Here is a 22,943-nt window from a genome sequence, read left to right on the forward strand (position 1 = left end):
GTACGCGAAGACACCGGGCCTTAGACTGCCCGCCCACTATCGATATAACGACAACAAAGGCAGCGATGTTCTCTCGACTGCGCGCCGACATCCGGTGCATCCTCGAACGCGACCCGGCGGCCCGCAGCGCCTGGGAAGTGATGACGGTCTACCCGGGCTTTCACGCCGTGGTGCTGCATCGCTGGGCGCATGCCTGTTGGACGCACGGTTTCAAGTGGCCCGCCCGCTTCATCGCGCACTGGGCGCGGTGGATGACCGGCATCGAGATCCATCCGGCCGCCAAGATCGGCGAGCGCGTGTTCTTCGACCATGCGATGGGCGTGGTGGTCGGCGAGACCGCCGAGATCGGCGACGGCTGCACCATCTACCAGGGCGTGACGCTGGGCGGCACCTCGCTCTACAAGGGCGAGAAGCGCCATCCGACGCTGGGCCGCGACGTGGTGGTGAGTGCGGGCGCCAAGGTGCTGGGCGGCTTCCTGGTGGGCGATGGCGCCAAGATCGGCAGCAACGCGGTGGTCATCAAGCCGGTGCCGGCCGGGGCGACCGCGGTGGGCATTCCCGCGCGCATCATCCCCTCGAAGGCCGGCGAGAGCGCCGACGTGTCGGCGCCGCAGAAATTCTCGGCCTACGGCATCACGCAGGAAGACGATCCCCTGAGCCAGGCCATGCGCGGACTGATCGACAACGCATCGAGCCAGGAGCACCAGATCGCGCTGCTGTGGCAGGCGATCGAGAAGCTGTCGGCGCGTCCGGGCAACGGGGACTGCGTGCCCGGCGATGCGGCGCGCGACGAATGCTTCGAGGCGGAGAAGCTCACGCAGCTCATCGGGAAGTAGGCCCCCCAAACACCGATCACCGCCGATCAGGGCTTCGTCAGCGGCTGGTAGAGCTGGATCAGATTGCCGCAGGTGTCCGCGAAGATCGCCAGCTTGATCGGCCCCTGGTCGATCGGGTCCATCGTGAAGCGCACGCCATGCCCGCGCAGGCGCTTCGCGTCGGCCTCCAGGTCGTCGCTCTGGAACGCCGTGGCCGGGATGCCCTGGCTCATCAAGGCCTGCTGGTACGCGCGGGCCGCGGGGTTGGCGTTGGGCTCCAGCGACAGCTCCGTCTCGCCGCCTTCGGGCGACTTGACCGTGAGCCACCGGTACTCCCCGGCCGGGATCTCCAGGCTCTTCACGAAGCCGAGGACCTGCGTGTAGAAGGCCAGGGCCTTGTCCTGGTCGTCCACGAAGATGCTGGTGAGGTTGATGCGCATGATGAAGAAGGGGTTCAGTGAGGTGGTGGAACGCCGCCATCCTGCCCGACATGCCCGCTCGCGACTTCGCCGAAATTGCGGTCGCCCGCATGGGCCAGGTTCATGAGCGAGATGCACCCCGCGGGCGCCGCGGACGGCTGGGCGCTGCGCCGGTAGGCCCGCGGCGGCACGCCGAAGTGCCGGGTGAAGAGGCGCGAGAAACTCCCCAGGTCGGTAAACCCCAGGGCCAGGCCGATCTGCGTGGCCGGCTCGTCGCTGGCCAACAGCATCGCCCGCGCGCGCTCCAGCCGCGCGCGCGTGCGGCATTGCAAGGGCGTCTCGCCGAAGAGCGCGCTGAACTGGGTGATGAAGTGCGAGGTCGACAGGCCCGCCTCGCGCGCCAGGTCCGCCACCCGGGCCGGCGGCTCCAGTTCGAACTGGAGCCGGTCGCGCGCATCGCACATGCGGCGCAGCAGGTCGGGCGAGATCATGGCGAGGTCGATCTCAGGCCGGGCGCCTGGCCGACGCGCCGTGCAGCGAGCCGTGCACATGGCCCGCATGCTGGCCGAAGGTCTCGGGCGCGAGTGCGGCGGTGTCCAGCTCCTGCAGGATGCCGCAGGCATTGGCCGATTCGGGCCCGCAGCACTGCAGGCGCAGCGCCTTCAACTGCTTCTCCAGCGTCTTGAGTTCGGAGATGCGCGCGGCCACGTGGCCGATGTGGTCGTCCAGCAGCTGGTTGACCTGGCCGCAATCGTCCTGCGGCGCATCGCGGAATTTCAGCAGGCTGCGGATCTCGTCCAGCGTCATGTCCAGCGAGCGGCAGCGCCGGATGAAGCCCAGGCGCTGGGCGTGCTCGTCGTCGTAGATGCGGTAGTTGCCATCGGTGCGCGCGGGCGCGGGCAGCAGCTGCTCGCGCTCGTAGTACCGGATGGTTTCGACCGGCGTGTTCGCGGCCTTGGCGAGTTCACCGATTTTCATGATGCGGCAAATCGAAGTGAAGGGATTTGCGTTTGACTCTACACCTGCTTCAGGGTTTCCAATCGACTTCATGACGAACCAGAACGCCCTGAAGCCCGTGACGCCGGCCCTTCATCAAGACCATGACCACGGTCACGATCATTCGCATGGCCATCCTCATGCGCATGCAGAAACAAGCTGCTGCGGCAGCCCGGTCTGCGCCTCGTCCCCCGCCGCGGACACCACCGACATTCCCAAGGGCGCCTTGCTCTTTCGCATTCCCACGATGGACTGCGCGGTCGAAGAATCCGAAATCCGCCGCGCGCTCGAGCCGGTTGCCGGCGTCAAGGGCCTGCGCTTTCGCCTCGGCGAACGCACGATGGCCATCACGGCCGACGATGCGGCCTTGCCCCAGGCGCTCGATGCGATCCGCAAGGCCGGCTTCAAGCCCGAGCCAGTCGGCGATGCAGCCGACCCGGCCACCCCTGTCGTCCCGGCGCGCATCGCGGGCATGAGCACCGGCCTCGCGCGGCTGGTCGCCGCGCTGGTGCTGGCCATCGCGGCCGAATCGATCTCCTTCCTCGCGCTCGAAGGCAAGGGCTTCATGGCCGTCGAGATGGGGCTCGCGCTCGCGGCCATCGGCCTCGCGGGCCTGGACACCTACAAGAAGGGCTTCGGCGCGCTGGTGCGCGGCCGCCTCAACATCAACGCGCTGATGGCCGTTGCCGTGACCGGCGCCTTCGTCATCGGCCAGTGGCCCGAGGCCGCGATGGTGATGGCGCTCTATGCGATCGCCGAACTCATCGAAGCGCGCGCCGTGGACCGCGCCCGCAATGCGATCCAGGGCCTGCTCGCGCTCACGCCCGAAGAGGCCGAGGTGAAGCAGCCCGACGGCAGCTGGCAGACGGTGCGCGCCGACGCGGTGCCGCTCGACGCCATCGCCCGAATTCGCCCCGGCGAGCGCGTGCCGCTGGACGGCGTGGTGACCGCGGGCCTGAGCGCCATCGACCAGGCGCCCGTCACGGGCGAGAGCATTCCGGTCGACAAGACCGTCGGCGATGCGGTCTTCGCGGGCACCATCAACCAGACCGCCGCGCTGGAATTCCGTGTCACGGCCGTGGCCGCCGACACCACGCTCGCGCGCATCATCCACGCGGTCGAAGAGGCGCAGGGCACGCGTGCGCCCACGCAGCGCTTCGTCGACAAGTTCGCCGCCATCTACACGCCCACGGTCTTCGTGCTGGCGCTGGCGATTGCGCTGTTCGCGCCGCTGTTCATGGACTGGACCTGGCTGCAGGCCCTCTACAAGGCGCTGGTGCTGCTGGTCATCGCCTGCCCGTGCGCGCTGGTGATCTCCACGCCCGTCACGGTCGTGAGCGCGCTCGCATCGGCCGCGCGGCGCGGCATCCTCATCAAAGGCGGCACCTACCTCGAGGAGGCGCGCAAGCTCAAGGCGGTGGCGTTCGACAAGACCGGCACCATCACCGAAGGCAAGCCCAAGCTGGTCGAATCGACGCTGCTCGATGCATCGGGCAACGAGACGGCGGTGTTCGCGATCGCCGCGAGCATCGCGGGGCGTTCGGACCATCCGGTGTCCAGGGCCATCGCCGCGGGCCTGAAGGGCGAGCGCGCAGAGGTCGGCGACTTCACCGCGCTGCCGGGCCGCGGCGTGCAGGCCGCGCTTTCGGGCCAGACCTACATGCTCGGCAACCACCGGCTGATCGAGGAGACGGGCCTGTGCACGCCGGCGCTCGAAGCCGAACTCCAGCGCCATGAAGAGGCCGGCCGCACCGTCACGCTGCTCGCATCGGGCCAGGCCGTGCTCGCGCTCTTCGCCGTGGCCGACACCATCAAGGAATCGTCGCAAGCGGCGGTGGCCGAGTTGCGCGCCCTGGGCGTCGTGCCGGTGATGCTCACCGGCGACAACGCCGCGACCGCCAGGACCATCGGCGCCCACGCCGGCATCGAGGACGTGCGCGGCAACCTGCTGCCAGAAGAAAAGCTCGGTGCCATCCAGGCGATGCAGGCGCGCTACGGCGCGGTGGCGATGACCGGCGACGGCATCAACGACGCCCCCGCGCTCGCGCAGGCCGACATCGGCTTCGCCATGGGCGGCGCGGGCACCGACACCGCAATGGAAGCGGCCGACGTGGTCATCATGAACGACGACCTGCGCCGCATCCCCGAGACCATCCGCCTCTCGCGCCGCGCGCACGCGGTGCTGTGGCAGAACATCACGCTGGCGCTGGGCATCAAGGGCGTGTTCTTCGTGCTCGCGGTGTTCGGCAGTGCGACGATGTGGATGGCGGTGTTCGCGGACATGGGAGCGAGCCTCCTGGTGGTGGCGAACGGGCTGCGGTTGATGCGTGCGGAGAAAGGCTGAGGCCTACCAGCGCGCGGCCCATTTCTCCAACGGTACGCGCGCCGCATTGCACACATAGCTCACCGCGTGGTACCACCCCGCGAGCATCATCAGCTCGATCAGTTGCGCGTGACTCCAGTGTTCGCTGAGCGATTGCCAGAGCTCGTCGTCGATGTCGCTGCGGTCGTGCAACTGGTCGACCATCGACACCAGCAGCCGGTCGCGCGGCGCGAGCAGGTCCACGTCTTCGGCGACCGACGCCATCACGCGCCGATCGACTGCGCTGAACCCCGCCGCATCGGCAAACGCCGTGACGTGCACGCCCCATTCGTACTCGGCGCCGCAGCGGGCGCAGGCGCGGGTGATCACCAGCTCGCGGTCGCGCAGGCCGACGGCGGCCTTCCGGCCCAGCAGGTAGCGGCCCAGCCCCAGCGTCCGCTCGGCGAGTTCGGGGTTCACGGCCAGCACGCGGAAGAGCGCGAGGATCTCGGGCTGTCCGGGCGGATTCATCCGCGCCAGCAGGTCGGCGATGGGCTCGGGGAAGGGCGCTTCGAGCGGTGGAATGCGTGGCGCGCTGAGGGGCTGCAGGGCGGCGGTCGTCATGGTCGGAATCCTTCATAGAATGCGTCGAAATCGCTACGAAAAACGTAGCGATCCGGCGCAGTCTATCGCTACGAAATGCGTAGCGCAAGAGGCGCCCGTTCGATCACCGGAAGCACGACATGGACAACGAAGAAGCATCGGCCTCGGAGCCCGCGCCCCCCACACCTCCCACGGCGCGGCGGCCCATCATGCGATTGCTGGAGCAGTTGGGCCGCAAGGGCACGCTGCGCATCCTGTGGGAGTTGCGCGATGGCTCGCCGCAGAGCTTCAGGGCGCTGCGCACGAGCACGGAGGACATGTCGCCCTCGGTGCTGAACGACCGGCTCAAGGAGCTGCGCGCGGCTGGCGTCGTCGAGCTCTCGGGCACGGGCTACGTGCTCACCGAGGCGGGCGGCGAACTCGTCAAGCGGTTGACGCCGCTCAACCAGTGGGCCAACCGCTGGTTCGAATGACCCTGTATTTCATCTGCAATCGTTCCCGCTTCATCTGAATCGGCCGCGCCGCGCGCGCAATTCGTGCGCAACGCGCGCTTTGCAAAGTAGAGCCCGAGACAAGCACCGGCACCCCCGGTGCCTGGATCACCCAGTGTTGGCTCGGGGCCTGCCGGACGCGTGTCTGCCGGCGCACCCCTTCTACTTTTTCAGATGCGCAAGAAGGAAACGATCATGAAGAAACTCAATGCCGCCATGGCTGCCCTTGCCGCCACCGTGATGCTCACCGCCGCCGGCGCCGCCTCGGCCCAGAGCCTGACCCGCGCCGAAGTCGTCGCGCAACTGAAGGCGGCGCAGGCCAGCGGCCAGTTGGCTGCACTGACGGGCGAAGACAGCGGCTCGGCCTACCTGTCGCGCCACTTCCAGTCGAGCGAACCGCGCGCCGAGGTGAAGGCCGAACTGGCGCAGGCCAAGGCCGACGGCACGCTGGGCGTGCTGGTCGCCAGCGACAGCGGCTCGGCGTATCTCTCGCGCAACTTCAAGTCGACCGAGCCGCGCGCCGAGGTCAAGGCCGAGCTGGCCACGGCCGAGAAGAGCGGCCACTTCGATGCGCTCTACGGCGAAGACAGCGGCTCGTTCTTCCTCGCGCACGGCGGCAACGCGGTGGCGACGAACAGCGCCGTCGCGATGGCCACGCCTCAGAACGCGGGCCAGTGAGCGCCACGTCACCACGCCGCCGGCGCGGCATCGCGCTGGCGGCTGCAGTGGGCGCCGCGCTGGTCGCTGCCGCGGGCGTTCTGCCCGCGGCAGCCGACTCGCTCGCCGCCGCCTTCGCCGCCGAGAACGACGCCGCCATGAACCGCATGATGGCCGCGATGGAGGTCAAGCCCTCGGGCGATGTCGACCGCGATTTCGCCGCGATGATGATCCCGCACCACCAGGGCGCCATCGAGATGGCGCAGGCCGAGTTGCGCTACGGCCGCAACGAGCAGCTGCGCCGCATCGCGCAGGAAATCATCGTCGAGCAGCAGCAGGAGATCGCGGCGATGCACCTCGCGCTCGGCCAGCCGCTGCCGCCTTCGGCACCCGCGCCCACGCAGGGCCTTTCCGCCATCAACACAACAGATGCCATGCCGCATCGACACACGATGCCCGGCATGCACATGGAGCACCGAGACAACCCATGACCCCCATTCGTCACGCCGCCGCGCTGCTTTGCGCATCGTTCGCTATTGCCGCGTCGTTCACGTCGTTCGCGCACGCGGGGCAGGCCCCCGGTGCCACCGCGTCCGCCGACATTCCGGTGAGCCACCGCGACCGCCTCTACGCCGCCGAGCAGTTCTCCAACACCGTCTCCGTGACCGACCCGGCCGACAACCGGCTGCTGGGCGTGATCCGCCTGGGCGATCCGTCGCCCGGCAACTTCAGCCCGCTCTACAAGGGCCAGGTGCTGGTGCACGGCATGGGCTTCTCGCCCGACCACCGAACGCTGGCCATTGTGTCGATCGGCTCCAACTCGGTGACCTTCATCGACACCGCGACCAACGCCGTCAAGCACACCACCTATGTCGGCCGCTCGCCGCACGAGGCCTTCTTCACGCCCGACGGCAAGGAGGTGTGGGTCACGGTGCGCGGGGAGAACTACGTGTCGGTGATCGACGCGGCCACCTTCCAGGAGAAGACCCGCATCGTCACGCCCGCCGGACCCGGCATGCAGATCTTCTCGCCCGACGGCAAGTACGGCTACGTGTGCTCGTCGTTCAACCCCGAGACCGTGGTGATCGACACAGCGACGAAAGAGATCGCCGGCCGCGTGAAGCAGGACAGCCCCTTCTGCCCCAACATCGCCGCCACGCCCGATGGCAAGCAGGTGTGGTTCACCCTCAAGGACGTGGGCCGCACGATGGTGTTCGATGCGAAGCCGCCGTTCGCTGTCATCAAGTCGTTCGACACCGGGCCGATCACCAACCACGTCAACTTCGCCGCCACGAAGAAGGGCACCTTCGCCTACGTGACCATTGGCGGGCTCAACCAGGTGAAGGTGTTCCGCACCGACGATTTCTCGCAGGTCGCGACGATCCCGGTGGGCAAGCTGCCGCACGGCATCTGGCCCTCGGGCGACGGCTCGCGCATCTACGTGGGGCTGGAGAACGCCGATGCGCTCGCCGTCATCGACACCGCGACGAACAGGGTCGTGGGCGAAGTGCCCATCGGCCAGGCGCCGCAGGCGATCGCCTATGTGCCGAACGCGGTGCCCGAAGGCGATGGCACGCAGGGCCTGCAGCCGCTCGGCGTGGCGGGGCAGGCCGCGCACCTGACGCTCATGGCCGTGCAGGGCGACAAGGCGGGTGCGCCCACGCCCACCAGCGTGGCGCTGTTCGACCAGGGATTGACGCAGGTGCTGCAGGCCTCCGCGACGGGACTCGAGCCGAAGTCGCCCTACGTGCTCGCGCTCGCCGAGCAGCCCGACGGCGGCGGCGCGCTGCAGCCGCTGGCCAACTTCATGACCAACCCGGCGGGCTCGGCCATCGTGAACGCGATCGGGCCGATCCGCCAGATCGTGCAGTCGAATGCGGATGCCTCGCGCCGCTACCTCGTGATCGCGCCGCAGGTGGCGGGCCAGCCCGGCAAGCCGGTGCAGGTGCAGGGCCTCTGACGGGCCTCTGACGACGCTTCAGTTCAGCGCGTCGACCTGCGTGTCGAACACGTAACCCGCACCGCGCTCGGTGCGGATGAACTGCGGCGCCGAGGCATCGACCTCGATCTTTCGCCTGAGGCGCAGGATCTGCACGTCGATCGACCGGTCGTACACCTCCGCGCCGTGCAGGCGCGAGAGTTCGAGCAGCTGGTCGCGCGAGAGCACGCGCTGCGGCGCCTCGCACAGCGCCAGCAGCAGGTTGAATTCGCCGTTGCTCAGCTCCACCCGCCGGCCGTCCGGCGCGGTGAGGCGGCGCACCAGCACGTTCAGTTCCCAGCCCGCGAACCGGTAGGCCCGCCGCTCGGTGCCGCCCTTGGCCGGTGCCGCCGCGGTGGCGTCGCGCTGCACCTGGTAGCGCCGCAGCACCGCGCGGATGCGCGCGAGCAGCTCGCGGTTGCTGAAGGGCTTGGTGATGTAGTCGTCGGCCGCGATCTCCAGGCCCATCACGCGGTCGGCCTCATCGCGCTTGCCGGTCACGATGATCACCGGGATGGCGCTGGTCTCGCGCAGGTGGCGCGCCAGGTGCATGCCGTCCTCGCCGCCCAGGCGCAGGTCCAGCACCACCAGGTCGATGACCGATTCCGCGAGCGCCTTCTTCATCTCGGCGCCCGAGACGGCGGTGGTCACGCGCAGCTCGTTCTCGGTGAGGTACTCGGCCATCAATTCCCGGATGGCCGGATCGTCGTCGACAACAAGGATGTGGTGGCTGGCGCTCATGGAGGCGAAGGGTAATGCAACTTCGCTGCGCGCGGCGTGCGGGCGCATTACAGATGAAACGCCCGCGCCGCCGCCGACATGAGCGCGGCATGTGCAGGAGCGCCAATAGCGTCATGGCGGCAACCCGCGCCGCCCGCACCTGCAGAGAGACCATGCCCACCGTCGTAGTGATCGAGGAAGATAGCGCCATGCGAACACTGATTTGCGAATGGCTGCTGGGCGAGGGCTACGCCGTGCGGGCGCTGCCCGCGCAGGGCCTCGCCACCTCCTCCCACGGCGGTAGCGAGGCAGACCTGGTGATCGTCGACGTGCCCGACCTGCGCGGCGGCGGCGCCGACACCGTGCGCGCCGTGCGGGCCGGCTATCCGCGCGCGGCGCTCATCGGCCTCTCGACCCGCCTGGGCCGCAGCCTGCACAGCGATTCGAACCCCGCGCGCGCCCTCGGGCTGCGCCGCCTCGTCGCCAAACCCTGCGCGCGCGGCGAGCTTCTCCAGGCGGTGGCCGACACCATCGGCGCGGCGCACTGAGAACGCGTGACGCCATGAAATCCGCCGACCGCCTGCGCCGCCGCATCGTTGCCGCCGGCGTGCTGCTGATCGCCGCGTGCATCGGCTCGGCGGGCTACGACGGCTGGCGGCTGCACCAGCAGATCATGCTGGCCAACGAGCGCGAGCTCGGCAACCTCGCCAAGGCGCTGGCCGAGCAGTCGCTGCGCAGCATGCAGGCGGTCGACGTGGTGCTGCGCGACACCGCGAGCTGGTACGGCGCCTCCAGCGGCGACTTCGGCCCCGGCGAGGTGTCGCCGGGCCTGGCCTCCCGCACGGTCGGTGTGCCGCAGGTGAGCGTGCTCACCATCGTCGATGCCCGCGGCATGCAGCGCCATCGCTCGCGCGAGACGGGCGGTCCGCTGTCCGATGTGTCCGACCGGCCGTACTTCACCGCGCAGCGCGATTCGCGCGACACGGGTCTTTTCATCAGCGAGCCGATGACCACCCGCACGGAAGGCATGCCGGGGCTGGTGGTGTCGCGCCGCATCGACGGGCCGGGCGGCGCGTTCGCGGGCGTGGTCACCGCCATCGTCACGCTGCAGCACCTCGAAGGCATGTACTCGGCCATCCAGCTGGGCCAGGGCAGCTCGCTGCTGCTCACGCTGAGCGACGGCACGCTGGTGGTGCGCCAGCCCGGGCCCACGGACCCCGAAAAGAAGCTGAGCTTTCCCGAACTCGCGGCGCTGAAAGAAGGCGGCAAGGTGGCGCGCGCCATCAACCCGATGGACGGCCGCCCCAAGCTGATCGCCGCGGTGGGCGTGGGCAAGCGGCCGCTGATATTGGCCATCATGCGCGACGAGGAAGAGGCGCTGCGCCCCTGGTACGACGAGATGTGGAGCTCGGGCATCCGCACGGTGCTGCTGATCCTGCTGGTGGTGCTCACCATCGTCGGCCTCCTGCGCCAGTTGCGCCGGCAGGAGCGCGGCGAACTGGCGCTGCGCCAGAGCGAGGAGCGCTACGCCATGGCCATGGAGGCCGCGAACGAAGGCCATGCCGAATGGAACTTCGCCGAGGACTCGGTGTTCGTCTCCGACAAGTGGCGCGCGCTCCACGGCGTCGATGCGTCGGTGCCGCTGGGCACCTCGGCCGACGTGCTGCGCCATGTGCACCTGCACCCCGACGACGCCCCGCGCGCGAAGGCTGCCATCGACGACCACCTGGCCGGCCGCACGCACGCGGTCGAACTCGAATACCGCGTGCGCCACGCCGGCGGCGAATGGCGCTGGATCCACGCGCGCGGCCGCTGCGTGCGCGACGAGGCGGGCGCTGCGCTGCGCCTCTTCGGCGCGGCCACCGACGTGAGCGACCGCAAGCTCGCCGAGGCCGACAAGGCCCGGCTCGAGGCGCGCCTGCAGCAGACGCAGCGCCTGGAGGCGCTGGGCACGCTCTCGGGCGGCATCGCGCACGACTTCAACAACATCCTGGGCGCCATCCTCGGCTTCGGCGAAATGGCGCAGCAGCAGGCCGAGGCCGGCAGCGCGATGCGCCGCCACATCGACCGCGTGATGCAGGCCGGCGCCCGTGCGCGCCTGCTGGTGCGGCGCATTCTCGATTTCAGCCGCAGCGGCATCGCCGAGCGCGTGCCCGTCAACATGCAGGCGCTGGTCGAAGAGGTGATCTCGATGCTCGTGCCCACGCTGCCGCCGGGCCTGCGCGTGGACGCGCGGCTGCAGTCCGGCAGCGCGGCCGTGGTGGGCGACGGCACGCAGCTCTACCAGGTGGTGATGAACCTCTGCACGAACGCCGTGCAGGCCATGGGCGAAGTGAGCGAGGTGGGCGTGGTGAGCCTGCGGCTCGACCGCGTGGACATCGGCGAGAAGCGCGCGCTGCTGCACGGCGACATCGCCGCCGGTTCGTACGTGCGCCTGGACGTGGGCGACACCGGCCCGGGCATTCCGCCCGAGGTGCTGCAGCGCATGTTCGACCCGTTCTTCACCACCAAGAAGGTGGGCGAGGGCACGGGGCTCGGGCTCTCGGTGGTGCACGGCATCGTGGCGGACATCGGCGGCGCCATCGATGTGGTGACGGGCAATGGCCAGCCGACGGTCGTGTCGGTGTGGCTGCCGGTGCTGCAGGGCCAGGCGGCGGAGGGCGAGCCCGAACAGGCGCCGCTGGACACCGTGCCCGGCTGCCCGCGCGGCAACGGCGAGGTCGTGATGATCGTGGACGACGAGCAGCCGCTGCGCGAGCTGGCCGAGGAACTGCTCGCGAGCCTGGGCTACGAGCCGGTGGGCTTCGGCACCAGCGAGCGTGCGCTGGCCGCGTTCGAGGCCGATCCGCAGCGCTTCGACGCGGTGCTCACCGACGAGATGCTGCCCGGCATGCCCGGCAGCGAGCTGGCCCGGCTGCTGCGCGCGAAGCGCCCGGCGCTGCCGGTGGCGCTGGTGAGCGGCAACGTCAACGTGGCGCTGGAGCAGCGGGCGCGCGACGCGGGCGTGGCCGAGGTGCTGCACAAGCCGCTGGGGCTGCAGGAGCTGGCCGAGTGCCTCGCGCGCATCCTGGCGGCCCGGCGGCCGGATTGAACCCGGCCCCCCGCGGCACTAACATCGCCGGCTACGCCCCCTGGCGCCCGCGCCCCGATCTCCCATGTCCGTCACCACCCTGCTGCTGCAACTCGTCGTCATCCTCACCACCGCGCGCGTCTGCGGCTGGGTGCTCCGCTACCTGGGCCAGCCCAGCGTGGTGGGCGAAATGGCCGCGGGCCTGATGCTCGGGCCGGCGGTGATGGGCGCGCTCTTTCCCGCACTGCATGCGCAACTGTTCGCCAAGGATCTGCTGCAGGGCCTCTCGTCGCTCTCGACCGTGGGGCTGGTGCTTTTCATGTTCGTCGTCGGGCTGGAGCTGCGGTCTTCGCAGAACATGCGCTCGCAGCTGAAGGCGGCCGGCGCGGTGGGCGTGCTCAGCGTGATCGTGCCGCTGGCGCTGGGCCTGGCGATCTCGCCGACGCTGTATCCCGCGCTCGCGCCGGCCGGCGTCGCGTTCTGGCCGTTCGCGCTCTTCATGGCGGCGGCGCTGTCCATCACGGCTTTCCCCGTCATGGCGCGCATCCTGAAGGACCGCGGCATGACGCGCACTTCTTTCGGCCAGCTCTCGCTCAGCGCCGCTGCGGTGGTCGATGTGTTCGCCTGGATCCTGCTGGCCTTCGTGGTGGCCATGGTCGGCGCGGGCGAGGGCTATGCGGGCCTCGTGAAGATCACGGTCGGCGTGGTGGTGATGCTGGCCTTCCTGTTCTTCGGCCTGAAGCCGGCCTTCGCCTGGCTGCTGCGCGTGAAGGCGCCCGACGGCGAGCCGTCGACCACGGTGATGGCCTCGCTGATGATCGGCCTGCTGGTCACCGCGCTGCTGACCGAATGGCTGCACCTGCATGCGGTGTTCGGCGCCTTCCTGTTCGGCGCCTGCCTGCCGCGCGACGACCGCCTCTTGCGCTCGCTGAGCGAGCGCATCGAGCCCATTTCCATCGTCGTGCTGATGCCGCTCTTCTTCGCGCTCGCGGGGCTGGGCACCACCGCCAGCGCCTTCACGGGCACGAGCCTGGGCGCGATGCTGCTGATCATCGGCGTGGCCACTGTCGGCAAGGTGGCCGGCGGCGCGGCCGGCGCGCGCATGGCCGGCTACAGCTGGCGCGACAGCATGGCCACCGGCTCGCTGATGAATGCGCGCGGGCTGATGGAGCTGATCGTCATCAAGATCGGCTTCGACGTGGGCCTGATCGGCCCCGAGCTCTTCACGATGCTCCTGGTGATGGCGCTCGCCACCACCGCGATGACGGGGCCGCTGATGACGCTGTGCATCGGCCGCAAGCCCAAGGCGGTGGCCGGCGTGGCCGCCCCGGCCGAAGCCGAGGCGCACGCCAAGCCCTGAGCGCGAGGCGGCGCTTTCAGCCGTTGCGGCGCACCGTGAAGCCGATGCGCGTTTCCCCGCCCTCGCTCGACGCGAACACGCGCCCGCCGTGCATGCGCGCGATGGCCTCCACGATGGCAAGGCCCAGACCGTGGTGCCGCGTCGATCCGTCGCGGGCCTGCGCGGCGCGGTAGAAGCGCTCGAACAGGCGAGGGAGCGCGGCCGCATCGATCGGCTCCCCGCGGTTCACGACCGAGAGGATGAACGCGTCGCGGTCTTCCTTCAGTTCGATGCCGATGGCCGAAGCCGGCGCTGCGAAGCGGATCGCGTTGCCCAGCAGGTTGGAGAGCGCGCGGCGGACCAGTGCGGCGTCCACGTCGGCCATCGCATCGCCGGTGACTTCGGCCCGCAGCCCGGCCTCGTCGAGCATCGCGTCGTAGAAGTCGATCACGTCGCGCGCCTGCGCTGCCAGGCTCACGACGGCGCGCGAACGCGTCGAGGTGCCGCGGTCGGCCTTCGAGAGAAACAGCATGTCGGTGACGATGCCCGAGAGCCGGCCGATCTCCTCCAGGTTCGATGCCAGCACGCCCTGCAGTTCTTCGTTGGAGCGCGGCCGCGTGAGCGCGAGTTCGGTGGAGCCGATCAGGTTCGCGAGCGGCGTGCGCAGCTCGTGCGCCACGTCAGCATTGAACGATTCGAGCTGCACATAGGAACGCTGCACGCGCAGCAGCAGCGCGTTGAACTGCGTGATCCACGGGCGCAGCTCTTCGGCGAAGGCCAGTGCATCGATCGGTTGGTTGGCCTTGTCGGGCGCCATCGCCGCGGTCCGGTCGGCCAGCGCCTTCAGCGGCCGCAGGCCGCGCCGCACCAGCCACATGCCGGTGAGCGACACGAGCGCGGTGCCCAGCACCACGGCGCCGAGCAGCGTCCAGGCGAGCCGCTCGAGCAGCCGCGCTTCCTGCGCCACGTTCACGCCGAGCTGCACCTGCAACTGGGTTGCGGGACCGTTTTGCTGCCAGGGCACCGTGAGGTCGCGCCGCATCCAGCGCCCGCCCGCCGTGGGCCGCGACTGAAAGAGTTGCTGGCCCGCATGCGAGATCGACAGGCTCACGTCGTCCTGCATCGAGAAGAAGTCGTCCAGCTTGTGCTTGAGGAAGACGAGGTCGCCGCCTTTTTCGGCCTCCTGAAGCAGGTGCTGCACCAGCACCGCCTTCTGGTCGAGCTCGTCCTCCTGCTTCTGGCCGAAATTCCAGGCCGTCACGAGGTAGATGGCCAGGCAGATCACGCTGAGGCCGAACAGCGTCTGCGCGGCGATCCAGAGCGAGAGGCGGCGCTGGATTGAGTTCGCGTGCGGCCGGGGGCTCATGCCCAGGAGCGGTCTTCCAGCACGTAGCCCATGCCGCGCACGGTGTGGAGCAGCTTCACTTCGAAGGGGTCATCGATCTTGCTGCGCAGGCGCCGGATGGCCACTTCCACCACGTTGGTGTCGCTGTCGAAGTTCATGTCCCACACCTGCTCGGCGAGCGTGGTGCGCGAGAGGATCTGGCCGCGCCGGCGCAGCAGCACCACCAGCAGCGTGAATTCCTTGGCCGTGAGGTCCAGCCGCCCGCGGTTGCGAAACACCTTGCGGCTGGCCATGTCCAGTTCCAGGTCGGCCAGGCGCAGCACCGTGGAGTCCTGTGCCTTGCCGCGCCGAAGCAGCGCCTGCACGCGCGCCAGCAGTTCGGAAAAGGAGAAGGGCTTGACGAGGTAATCGTCCGCGCCTTGCTGCAGTCCCTGCACGCGGTCCTCGACCTTGTCGCGCGCGGTGAGCACCAGCACGGGCACGTTCTTCGTGCGGCGTATGGCCTGCAGCACGGCGAATCCGTCGATGCCGGGCAGCATCACGTCCAGCAGGACCAGCGCGTAGTCTCCCTCGGTGGCGAGGTAACGGCCCTCGATGCCGTCGCGGGCTATGTCGACCACATATCCGTTTTCCTCCAGCCCTTTTTTCAGATAGTCGCCCAGTTTGGGCTCGTCTTCGATGACAAGAATTCGCATCGTCGAATCGTACCCAATACCTTTCAATGCACTGGTTACGATTTAGTAATCCTATTGACGGACAAGGCGCCGCCTTCGCGTCGTAGATTGCGCCGGGCCCTCGAACCGCAGGGCTTTTGCGGGATGGGGGCTTCACCCCCGTCGATATACTTTTTGACTCATGCGTCGCTGGCTCCTCATCTTTCTGCTGCTCCTGCTTCCGTTCCAGCTCAGCTGGGCGGCGTCGGCGGCGTATTGCGAGCACGAGCGCGACACGCAGCCCGGGCACTGGGGCCATCACGAGGACGATGCCCGCGGCACCGATCGCACGCACACCGGCGACGGCGCCAAGAAGAACGCCACCACGCAGCCCAACGGCGCGGTCGGCCACTGCACCGTGAGCCACTTCGGCTGCGCGCAGCATGTGAATGTGGCGGCCGGCGATGCAGCCGATGCACCCCAGTTGCCGCAAGTGCTGCACGCCCGATCGGAAGAGCGTTTCGTTTCGCATGTCTCCGAAGTCCCGGTGCGCCCCGCACGGCCTCTCGCCCTCTGATTCGGCGAGAGAACACCACCCACCACTGATCCCCTTCATCAGCTGAGCTCTCGCCGAATTCGTCCGTCCGTTGTTTCGCAACCCAGGAGAATTCGATGCGCACGCTCTTCGTGCCGCTGGCCGTGTTGGCCTTGGCGGTGCCCCCGGCCTATTCACAAACGCAGTCGCAGACTGCTGCCGGCTCCCAGTCTTCTTCATCCCGCGCGCCCGCCAGGATGCTGGAGCCCGCGGGTCCGCTGACCCTTCGCAGCGCCGTCGCGATGGTGCTGCAGTCCAACCCCAGCCTGTCCGCGGCCTCGCGTGAGCACGAGGCCACCGAGGGCGCGATCGTGCAGGCCGGCGCCTGGCCCAACCCGGTGCTCGGCGCGCAGCTGGAAGACCTGCGCCGCGACAACCGCACGACCACGCTGCAGCTGAGCCAGCCCATCGAGCTGGGCGGCAAGCGCGCGGCGCGCGTGACGGCCGCCGAGCGCGCGCGCGACCAGGCCGCGTCGGCGCTCGCCGCGCGACGCTCGGAGTTGCGCGCATCGACCGTCACGCTGTTCTTCGAGGTGCTGACCGCGCAGGAGCGCCTGCGGCTCGCGCAGGATTCCGTCGGCCTCGCGCAGACCGCGACGAGGGCCGCCGCCAACCGCGTCACGGCCGGCAAGGTGTCGCCGCTGGAGGAGACCCGCGCGCGCGTCGCCGAGGCGGGCGTGCGCGTCGAGCTGCTGCAGGCCGAGGGCACGCTGCGCGCCGCGCGCCAGCAGCTGGCCGCGCTGTGGGGCAACCCGTCGCCGCGCTTCACGCAGGTGGACGGCGCGGTCGATCAGTTGCCGACACTTGCCTCGCCGCAAGACGTTGAAGGCCGATTCTTCGCCGCGCCCGTGCTGCGACAGGCGCGGCTCGAAGTCGAACGGCGAGAGGCGCTCTCCAGCCTGGAACAGGCCAAGCGCATCCCGGACATCACCGTCTCTCTCGGCGCCAAGCGCGTGCCCGCGTCCACCGACACCGAAGGCGCGAACAGCCGCCGCAACCAGGTGGTCGTCGGCCTCTCTGTGCCGCTGCCGATCTTCGATACGAATCGCGGCAACCTCGCCGAGGCGCTCAGCCGCGAGGAGAAAGCGCGCGACGACCTCGCCGCCGCCGAGCTGCAGCTGGGCGCCGACGTGGCGCAGGCCACCGAGCGCCTGCGCTCGGCGCGCGCCACGGCCGAGACCTTGCAGCGCGATGCGCTCCCCGGCGCCGAGACCGCCTACAGGGCCGCGACCAAGGGCTTCGAGCTGGGCAAGTTCAGCTTTCTCGAAGCGCTCGATGCGCAGCGCACGCTGTTCCAGGTGCGCAACCAGTACCTCGTCGCGCTGGCCGATGCGCACCGCGCGGCCGGCGAGCTCGACCGGCTGCTAGGCACCGACGGCGAAGAAACCCTGCATGCGACGCCCGTCGCGCGCTGACAAGGACAGACCATGAACACGCAACAAGAACGCAAGACCTTCGCCGACCGCATCGGCAAGAAGCAGTGGATGGCTATCGTCGCCGTCCTGGTCGTGGGCCTCGCGGCGGGCGCACTCATCCTGCGCACCGCGCCGGCCAAGCCCGAGGCGGCGGGCCATTCGGAAGCCGAGGGGCATGCCGACGGCGAGCACCACGAGGAGGGAAAGGCCGAAGGCAAGGACCATGGCCATGAGCACGGCCATGAAGAGGCCAAGGGCCATGGCGACAAGGAGCACCACGGCGAGGAGTCCACGGAATCCAAGGAGAAGGGCGCTCCCGGCGAAGCGAAGGCCGAGTCGAAGGAACGCAAGGCGGAAGAAGAAAAGATCCCCTTCACCGACGAGCAGGTCAAGGCCGCCGGCATGGCCATCGAGAGCGCCGGCCCCGCGCGCATCAAGACCTCGCTGCAACTGCCGGGCGAGATCAAGTTCAACGAAGACCGCACGGCCCACGTGGTGCCGCGCGTGGCGGGCGTGGTCGACAGCGTGTCGGCCAACCTGGGCCAGGAGGTCAAGCGCGGGCAGGTGCTCGCGGTGCTCTCCAGCCCGGGGCTCTCGGAGCAGCGCAGCGCGCTGCAGTCGGCGCAGCGCAGGCTCGAGCTCGCGCGCAGCACCTACGAGCGCGAGAAGAAACTCTGGGAAGAAAAGATCTCGCCCCAGCAGGACTACCTGCAGGCCCAGCAGGCCACGCAGGAGGCGCAGATCGCCGTGGCCAACGCCAACCAGAAGCTGCTGGCGCTGGGCGCCACGCCGGGCTCGGCCGCGCTCGGGCGCTACGAGCTGCGCGCCCCCTTCGACGGCATGGTGGTCGAGAAGCACATCGCGCTCGGCGAATCGGTGGGCGAGGCGGTCAACGTGTTCACCATTTCCGATCTCTCGACCGTGTGGGCAGAGATCAGCGTGGCCGCGGGCAACCTGAACCTCGTGCGCATCGGCGAGCCGGTGACCATCCGCTCGACCGCGTTCGACCAGACTGCCAGCGGCACCGTGTCGTACGTGGGCTCGCTCATCGGCGCGCAGACGCGCACGGCCACCGCGCGCGTCACGCTCACCAACCCGCAGCGCGTGTGGCGCCCGGGCCTGTTCGTGAACGTGGAGCTGGTGGCGTCCGAGGCGGACGCGCCCGTCACGGTGTCGGCCGAGGCGGTGCAGACGGTGGAAGACAAGCCCACCGTGTTCCTCAAGGTGCCCGGCGGCTTCCTGCCGCAGCACGTGCAGACCGGCCGCAGCGACGGAAAGCGCATCGAGATCGTGGGCGGCCTGAAGCCGGGCGCGCCCCATGCGGCCAGCGGCAGCTTCGTCGTGAAGTCGCAGCAGGGCAAGAGCTCGGCCACGCACACGCACTGAGGACCGACGCATGTTCGAACGCATCATCGGCTTCTCCATCGCGCAGCGCTGGCTCGTGCTGCTCGCCGTGCTCGGCATGGCCGCGCTCGGCGTCTTCAGCTACCAGAAGCTGCCCATCGACGCGGTGCCCGACATCACCAACGTGCAGGTGCAGATCAACACCGCCGCGCCCGGCTATTCGCCGCTGGAAGCCGAGCAGCGCGTGACCTATCCGATCGAGACGGTGATGGCGGGCCTGCCCGGCCTGCAGCAGACCCGCTCGCTCTCGCGCTACGGCCTCTCGCAGGTGACGGTGATCTTCCAGGACGGCACCGACATCTACTTCGCGCGGCAACTGGTGAACGAGCGCATCCAGTCGGCGCGCGAGCGCATGCCCGCCGGCATCTCGCCGGTGATCGGGCCGATCTCCACGGGGCTGGGCGAAATCTACCTCTGGACCGTCGAGGCGCAAGAGGGCACGAAGAAGCCCGACGGCACGCCCTACACGCCCACGGACCTGCGCGAGATCCAGGACTGGATCATCAAGCCGCAGCTGCGCAACGTGAAGGGCGTGACCGAGATCAACTCCATCGGCGGCTACGCCAAGGAGTTCCATATCGCGCCCGACCCCGCGAAGCTTTTGGCGCACGGCCTCACGATGACCGACCTGGTCACCGCGCTGGAGCGCAACAACGCCAACGTGGGCGCGGGCTACATCGAGAAGCGCGGCGAGCAGTACCTCATTCGCGCGCCGGGGCAGGTGAAGTCGGCCGAGGACATCGGCAACGTGATCCTGGGCAATGCGGGCGGCATTCCGCTGCGTGTGCAGGATGTGGCCGCAGTCGGCATCGGGCAAGAACTGCGCACGGGCGCGGCCACCGACAACGGCCGCGAGGTGGTGCTGGGCACCGTCTTCATGCTGATCGGCGAGAACAGCCGCACCGTGTCGCAGGCGGTCGACAGGAAGATGCAGGAGGTCAACCGCACGCTGCCCGCGGGCGTGAAGGCGGTGACGGTGTACGACCGCACGGTGCTGGTGGACAAGGCCATCGCCACGGTGAAGAAGAACCTCTTCGAGGGCGCGGTGCTGGTGATCGCGATCCTCTTTCTTTTTCTCGGCAACATCCGCGCGGCGCTGATCACCGCGCTGGTGATTCCGCTGTCGATGCTCTTCACCTTCACCGGCATGGTGAACCAGAAGGTCAGCGCCAACCTCATGAGCCTGGGCGCGCTGGACTTCGGAATCATCATCGATGGCGCGGTGGTGATCGTGGAGAACTGCGTGCGGCGCCTGGCGCATGCGCAGGCCAAGCACGGCCGGCCGCTCACGCGCAGCGAGCGCTTCCACGAGGTGTTCGCCGCCTCGCAGGAGGCGCGGCGCCCACTGCTTTTCGGGCAACTGATCATCATGATCGTGTACCTGCCGATCTTCGCGCTCACGGGCGTGGAAGGGAAACTCTTCCACCCGATGGCCTTCACCGTGGTGATCGCGCTCCTGGGCGCGATGATCCTGTCGATCACCTTCATCCCCGCGGCCGTGGCGCTGTTCATCGGCAACAAGGTGAGCGAGAAGGAGAACCGGCTGATGGCGTGGGCCAAGCGCGGCTATGCGCCGCTGCTGGCGCGCGTGATGACGGTCAAGCCGCTGGTCATCACCGCGGCCGTGGTGGCGGTGCTGCTCTCGGGCCTCCTGGCCACGCGGCTGGGCACGGAGTTCGTGCCCAGCTTGAGCGAGGGCGACTTCGCGGTCCAGGCGTTGCGCATTCCGGGCACCAGCCTCACGCAGTCGGTGGAGATGCAGATGCAGCTCGAGCGCACGCTGAAGGCGAAATTCCCGGAGATCGAGCGCGTGTTCGCGCGCACCGGCACGGCCGAGATCGCATCGGACCCGATGCCGCCGAACATTTCCGATGGCTACATCATGTTGAAGCCCGAGAGCGAGTGGCCTGCGCCCCGCCGCACGCGCGCCGAGCTGCTGACGGCGGTGCAGGAAGAGGTCGAGAAGCTGCCGGGCAACAACTACGAGTTCTCGCAGCCCATCCAGCTGCGCTTCAACGAGCTGATCTCGGGCGTGCGCAGCGACGTGGCGGTGAAGATCTTCGGCGACGACATGGCCGTGCTCGACAAGACCGCGGCCGAGGTCTCGAAGGTGCTCGCGGGCATCGCCGGCGCGGCCGAGGTGAAGGTCGAGCAGACCACGGGCCTGCCGATGCTCACGGTGAACATCGACCGCCAGAAGACCGCGCGCTACGGCCTGAACGTGGGCGACGTGCAGGACGCGGTGTCCATCGCGGTCGGCGGCCGCGAGGCGGGCACGCTGTTCGACGGCGACCGGCGCTTCGGCATTCTCGTGCGCCTGCCCGAGAACCTGCGCACCGACCTGGAGGCGATCAAGCGGCTGCCGATCGCGCTGCCGAAAGGAGTGGGTGTGGGAGTGGGAGTGGGCACAGGCGCGGAGGCCGCGCGCACCAGCTTCATCCCGCTCGGCGAAGTCGCCACGCTGGAGCTCGCGCCGGGCCCCAACCAGGTGAGCCGCGAGGACGGCAAGCGCCGCATCGTCGTCAGCGCCAACGTGCGCGGGCGCGACCTGGGCTCCTTCGTGGCCGAGGCCGAAGAGGCGATGCGGGCCGTGCGCATTCCCGCGGGCTACTGGACCGACTGGGGCGGCCAGTACGAAAACCTCGAATCGGCCACCCAGCGCCTGCAGGTGGTGGTGCCGGTGTCGCTGCTGCTGGTGTTCACGCTTCTCTTCGCGATGTTCGGCAACCTGAAGGACGGGTTGCTGGTGTTCACCGGCATCCCGTTCGCGCTCACCGGCGGCATCGTGGCGCTGTGGCTGCGCGGCATACCGCTGTCGATCTCGGCGGCGGTGGGTTTCATCGCGCTCTCGGGCGTGGCGGTGCTCAACGGGCTGGTGATGATCTCGTTCATCCGCAACCTGCGCGAAGGCGGGATGCCGCTGGACGAGGCGATCCGCGAAGGCGCGCTCACCCGGCTGCGGCCGGTGCTGATGACGGCGCTGGTCGCGTCGCTGGGCTTCGTGCCGATGGCGATCGCCACCGGCACCGGCGCCGAGGTGCAGCGGCCGCTCGCGACGGTGGTGATCGGCGGCATCCTCTCTTCGACCGCGCTGACGCTGCTGGTGCTGCCGCTGCTCTACCGCATCGCCCACCGGCGCGATGAGGACGAAGCGGTAGAGGAGGCCCGCAGGCGCGAGGCCCGCCCCGTGTCGATGGGGCTGCCCTAGGCGCGCAGCGGGTCGCTTTCCTGGTTTTTCGCCCGGCCTGTCACAAACCCGTGACGCCGGACGTCTAAGGAACAGGCGCCTCCGGACGGAGGTGCTTCTTTCGCCATTCACCAGGAATCGATCATGAAAATCGTCATCATCGGAGGCTCCGGCCTCATCGGCTCGAAGCTTGCACCGCACCTGCGCGCGGCGGGCCACGAGGTCGTCGCGGCCTCGCCCTCCACGGGCGTCAACACGCTGACCGGCGAAGGCCTGAAAGAGGTGCTGGCGGGCGCCCAGGTCGTCGTCGACGTGGCGAATTCGCCCTCGTTCGAGGACGCGCCGGCGCTGCATTTCTTCGACACCGCGGGGCGCAACCTGCTGGCTGCCGAGGCAGAGGCCGGCGTCGCGCACCACATCGCGCTGTCGGTGGTCGGCACCGATCGCCTGCTGGCCAGCGGCTATTTCCGCGCCAAGCAGCGCCAGGAAGAGTTGATCGAGGCCTCGCCCGTGCCCTGGACCATCGTGCAGGCCACGCAGTTCTTCGAGTTCGTGGCCGGCATCGCCGACGGGAGCGTGCGGGGCGGCGAGGTCCGGCTGTCGAACGCGCTGATCCAGCCGATGGCGGCGGACGACGTCGCCGCCGCCCTTGCCGTGGTGGTGGGCGAGCCGCCCGCGCGCGGCCGCATCGAGATCGCGGGGCCCGAGGCGCTGCCACTCGACGCACTGGTGCGCCGCCTGTTCGCGGCGACCGGCGACAAGCGTCCGGTCGTCACCGATGCCGGGGCCAGCTACTTCGGCGTGGAGCTGGACGACCGCTCGCTGACACCGGGCCGCGACCCGCGCCTGGGCACGACGCTTTTCGCAGACTGGCTGGCACTGCGCGCACGCGCCTGATTCACTCGCTGCCGGTTCACCAACCCATTCATCCAATGCCCGCGACCCGGGCCGAAA

The 22,943-nt window shown here is 69.3% G+C and carries 21 protein-coding genes; 14 read left to right on the forward strand and 7 right to left on the reverse strand.

The window, feature by feature from the left end; all coding sequences use genetic code 11:
• The first annotated feature begins 44 nt into the window (after positions 1–44).
• Positions 45–836 (forward strand): serine O-acetyltransferase, encoded by a 792-nt coding sequence (cysE, locus tag ACZYRS_RS12400; protein ID WP_443083362.1) that lies wholly within the window; start codon positions 45–47, stop codon positions 834–836.
• 26 nt (positions 837–862) lie between these two features.
• On the opposite strand, the gene ACZYRS_RS12405 is transcribed toward cysE, so the two are convergent.
• From ACZYRS_RS12405 to cadR, 3 genes are read right to left on the reverse strand one after another with little or no spacing between them, the layout of a single operon-like run.
• A complete protein-coding gene (locus ACZYRS_RS12405; protein ID WP_198787336.1) occupies positions 863–1,255 on the reverse strand; it encodes a VOC family protein in 393 nt (130 codons plus the stop codon).
• 14 nt (positions 1,256–1,269) lie between these two features.
• Positions 1,270–1,725, reverse strand: a complete 456-nt coding sequence (locus tag ACZYRS_RS12410) for a helix-turn-helix transcriptional regulator (RefSeq protein ID WP_463419508.1) — start codon at positions 1,723–1,725, stop codon at positions 1,270–1,272.
• Between the two features lie 13 nt (positions 1,726–1,738).
• A complete protein-coding gene (cadR, locus tag ACZYRS_RS12415; protein ID WP_463419509.1) occupies positions 1,739–2,212 on the reverse strand; it encodes a Cd(II)/Pb(II)-responsive transcriptional regulator in 474 nt (157 codons plus the stop codon).
• A gap of 70 nt (positions 2,213–2,282) precedes the next feature.
• Between cadR and ACZYRS_RS12420 the strand changes: the two genes are divergently transcribed.
• Positions 2,283–4,574: a heavy metal translocating P-type ATPase gene (locus ACZYRS_RS12420; RefSeq protein ID WP_463419510.1), complete on the forward strand. Its 2,292-nt coding sequence runs from the start codon at positions 2,283–2,285 to the stop codon at positions 4,572–4,574.
• 3 nt (positions 4,575–4,577) lie between these two features.
• Here the strand turns inward: ACZYRS_RS12420 and ACZYRS_RS12425 are convergent, their stop codons facing one another.
• Positions 4,578–5,156 (reverse strand): carboxymuconolactone decarboxylase family protein, encoded by a 579-nt coding sequence (locus ACZYRS_RS12425; RefSeq protein WP_463419511.1) that lies wholly within the window; start codon positions 5,154–5,156, stop codon positions 4,578–4,580.
• Between the two features lie 119 nt (positions 5,157–5,275).
• Between ACZYRS_RS12425 and ACZYRS_RS12430 the strand changes: the two genes are divergently transcribed.
• The 4 genes from ACZYRS_RS12430 (at position 5,276) to ACZYRS_RS12445 (ending at position 8,243) form a co-directional block, all read left to right on the forward strand.
• Positions 5,276–5,608, forward strand: coding sequence for a winged helix-turn-helix transcriptional regulator (locus ACZYRS_RS12430; RefSeq protein WP_463419512.1), 333 nt, complete (start codon positions 5,276–5,278; stop codon positions 5,606–5,608).
• A gap of 213 nt (positions 5,609–5,821) precedes the next feature.
• Positions 5,822–6,304 (forward strand): hypothetical protein, encoded by a 483-nt coding sequence (locus tag ACZYRS_RS12435; protein WP_463419513.1) that lies wholly within the window; start codon positions 5,822–5,824, stop codon positions 6,302–6,304.
• Positions 6,301–6,774 (forward strand): DUF305 domain-containing protein, encoded by a 474-nt coding sequence (locus ACZYRS_RS12440; protein WP_463419514.1) that lies wholly within the window; start codon positions 6,301–6,303, stop codon positions 6,772–6,774. Before ACZYRS_RS12435 ends, ACZYRS_RS12440 begins: the two co-directional genes overlap by 4 nt.
• On the forward strand, positions 6,771–8,243 hold the full coding sequence (locus ACZYRS_RS12445; RefSeq protein ID WP_463419515.1) for a YncE family protein: 1,473 nt from the start codon (positions 6,771–6,773) through the stop codon (positions 8,241–8,243). The genes ACZYRS_RS12440 and ACZYRS_RS12445 overlap by 4 nt, the downstream gene beginning before the upstream one ends.
• An 18-nt stretch (positions 8,244–8,261) precedes the next feature.
• Here ACZYRS_RS12445 and ACZYRS_RS12450 read toward each other — a convergent pair whose 3' ends face one another.
• Positions 8,262–9,002, reverse strand: a complete 741-nt coding sequence (locus tag ACZYRS_RS12450; protein WP_463419516.1) for a response regulator — start codon at positions 9,000–9,002, stop codon at positions 8,262–8,264.
• A 188-nt stretch (positions 9,003–9,190) separates the two neighbouring features.
• Between ACZYRS_RS12450 and ACZYRS_RS12455 the strand changes: the two genes are divergently transcribed.
• The 3 genes from ACZYRS_RS12455 to ACZYRS_RS12465 all read left to right on the forward strand — a co-directional run bounded on the left by ACZYRS_RS12455 (position 9,191) and on the right by ACZYRS_RS12465 (position 13,411).
• Positions 9,191–9,529, forward strand: a complete 339-nt coding sequence (locus ACZYRS_RS12455; protein WP_463419517.1) for a hypothetical protein — start codon at positions 9,191–9,193, stop codon at positions 9,527–9,529.
• Positions 9,530–9,543: 14 nt separating this feature from the next.
• Positions 9,544–12,072: an ATP-binding protein gene (locus tag ACZYRS_RS12460; protein ID WP_463419518.1), complete on the forward strand. Its 2,529-nt coding sequence runs from the start codon at positions 9,544–9,546 to the stop codon at positions 12,070–12,072.
• A gap of 64 nt (positions 12,073–12,136) precedes the next feature.
• Positions 12,137–13,411: a cation:proton antiporter gene (locus ACZYRS_RS12465; RefSeq protein ID WP_463419519.1), complete on the forward strand. Its 1,275-nt coding sequence runs from the start codon at positions 12,137–12,139 to the stop codon at positions 13,409–13,411.
• A gap of 16 nt (positions 13,412–13,427) precedes the next feature.
• On the opposite strand, the gene ACZYRS_RS12470 is transcribed toward ACZYRS_RS12465, so the two are convergent.
• Both ACZYRS_RS12470 and ACZYRS_RS12475 read right to left on the reverse strand, forming a co-directional pair.
• Positions 13,428–14,756, reverse strand: a complete 1,329-nt coding sequence (locus ACZYRS_RS12470; RefSeq protein WP_463419520.1) for a heavy metal sensor histidine kinase — start codon at positions 14,754–14,756, stop codon at positions 13,428–13,430.
• Positions 14,753–15,430 (reverse strand): heavy metal response regulator transcription factor, encoded by a 678-nt coding sequence (locus tag ACZYRS_RS12475; protein WP_198787350.1) that lies wholly within the window; start codon positions 15,428–15,430, stop codon positions 14,753–14,755. Before ACZYRS_RS12475 ends, ACZYRS_RS12470 begins: the two co-directional genes overlap by 4 nt.
• A 160-nt stretch (positions 15,431–15,590) precedes the next feature.
• On the opposite strand from ACZYRS_RS12475, the gene ACZYRS_RS12480 reads away from it, so the two are divergent.
• The 5 genes from ACZYRS_RS12480 to ACZYRS_RS12500 all read left to right on the forward strand — a co-directional run bounded on the left by ACZYRS_RS12480 (position 15,591) and on the right by ACZYRS_RS12500 (position 22,886).
• Positions 15,591–15,965: a hypothetical protein gene (locus ACZYRS_RS12480; RefSeq protein WP_463419521.1), complete on the forward strand. Its 375-nt coding sequence runs from the start codon at positions 15,591–15,593 to the stop codon at positions 15,963–15,965.
• Positions 15,966–16,060: 95 nt separating this feature from the next.
• Entirely contained in the window at positions 16,061–17,398 is a 1,338-nt protein-coding gene (locus tag ACZYRS_RS12485; protein WP_463419522.1) for a TolC family protein, read from the forward strand.
• Positions 17,399–17,410: 12 nt separating this feature from the next.
• Positions 17,411–18,784 (forward strand): efflux RND transporter periplasmic adaptor subunit, encoded by a 1,374-nt coding sequence (locus ACZYRS_RS12490; RefSeq protein WP_463419523.1) that lies wholly within the window; start codon positions 17,411–17,413, stop codon positions 18,782–18,784.
• Between the two features lie 10 nt (positions 18,785–18,794).
• The gene (locus ACZYRS_RS12495) at positions 18,795–22,010 is read left to right on the forward strand and encodes a CusA/CzcA family heavy metal efflux RND transporter (RefSeq protein ID WP_463419524.1); all 3,216 of its coding nucleotides are present in this window, start codon (positions 18,795–18,797) and stop codon (positions 22,008–22,010) included.
• Between the two features lie 123 nt (positions 22,011–22,133).
• Entirely contained in the window at positions 22,134–22,886 is a 753-nt protein-coding gene (locus tag ACZYRS_RS12500; RefSeq protein WP_463419525.1) for an SDR family oxidoreductase, read from the forward strand.
• Positions 22,887–22,943: the final 57 nt, after the last annotated feature.

It is taken from the genome of Variovorax sp. AC194, from assembly GCF_979257995.1.

Coding starts and splice junctions, on each gene's coding strand:
- ACZYRS_RS12405 (WP_198787336.1), bottom strand. CDS start 1,255: ATGCGCATCAACCTCACCAGCATCTTCGTGGACGACCAGGACAAGGCC.
- ACZYRS_RS12410 (WP_463419508.1), bottom strand. CDS start 1,725: ATGATCTCGCCCGACCTGCTGCGCCGCATGTGCGATGCGCGCGACCGG.
- cadR (WP_463419509.1), bottom strand. CDS start 2,212: ATGAAAATCGGTGAACTCGCCAAGGCCGCGAACACGCCGGTCGAAACC.
- ACZYRS_RS12420 (WP_463419510.1), top strand. CDS start 2,283: ATGACGAACCAGAACGCCCTGAAGCCCGTGACGCCGGCCCTTCATCAA.
- ACZYRS_RS12425 (WP_463419511.1), bottom strand. CDS start 5,156: ATGACGACCGCCGCCCTGCAGCCCCTCAGCGCGCCACGCATTCCACCG.
- ACZYRS_RS12430 (WP_463419512.1), top strand. CDS start 5,276: ATGGACAACGAAGAAGCATCGGCCTCGGAGCCCGCGCCCCCCACACCT.
- ACZYRS_RS12435 (WP_463419513.1), top strand. CDS start 5,822: ATGAAGAAACTCAATGCCGCCATGGCTGCCCTTGCCGCCACCGTGATG.
- ACZYRS_RS12445 (WP_463419515.1), top strand. CDS start 6,771: ATGACCCCCATTCGTCACGCCGCCGCGCTGCTTTGCGCATCGTTCGCT.
- ACZYRS_RS12450 (WP_463419516.1), bottom strand. CDS start 9,002: ATGAGCGCCAGCCACCACATCCTTGTTGTCGACGACGATCCGGCCATC.
- ACZYRS_RS12455 (WP_463419517.1), top strand. CDS start 9,191: ATGCGAACACTGATTTGCGAATGGCTGCTGGGCGAGGGCTACGCCGTG.
- ACZYRS_RS12460 (WP_463419518.1), top strand. CDS start 9,544: ATGAAATCCGCCGACCGCCTGCGCCGCCGCATCGTTGCCGCCGGCGTG.
- ACZYRS_RS12465 (WP_463419519.1), top strand. CDS start 12,137: ATGTCCGTCACCACCCTGCTGCTGCAACTCGTCGTCATCCTCACCACC.
- ACZYRS_RS12470 (WP_463419520.1), bottom strand. CDS start 14,756: ATGAGCCCCCGGCCGCACGCGAACTCAATCCAGCGCCGCCTCTCGCTC.
- ACZYRS_RS12475 (WP_198787350.1), bottom strand. CDS start 15,430: ATGCGAATTCTTGTCATCGAAGACGAGCCCAAACTGGGCGACTATCTG.
- ACZYRS_RS12480 (WP_463419521.1), top strand. CDS start 15,591: ATGCGTCGCTGGCTCCTCATCTTTCTGCTGCTCCTGCTTCCGTTCCAG.
- ACZYRS_RS12485 (WP_463419522.1), top strand. CDS start 16,061: ATGCGCACGCTCTTCGTGCCGCTGGCCGTGTTGGCCTTGGCGGTGCCC.
- ACZYRS_RS12490 (WP_463419523.1), top strand. CDS start 17,411: ATGAACACGCAACAAGAACGCAAGACCTTCGCCGACCGCATCGGCAAG.
- ACZYRS_RS12495 (WP_463419524.1), top strand. CDS start 18,795: ATGTTCGAACGCATCATCGGCTTCTCCATCGCGCAGCGCTGGCTCGTG.
- ACZYRS_RS12500 (WP_463419525.1), top strand. CDS start 22,134: ATGAAAATCGTCATCATCGGAGGCTCCGGCCTCATCGGCTCGAAGCTT.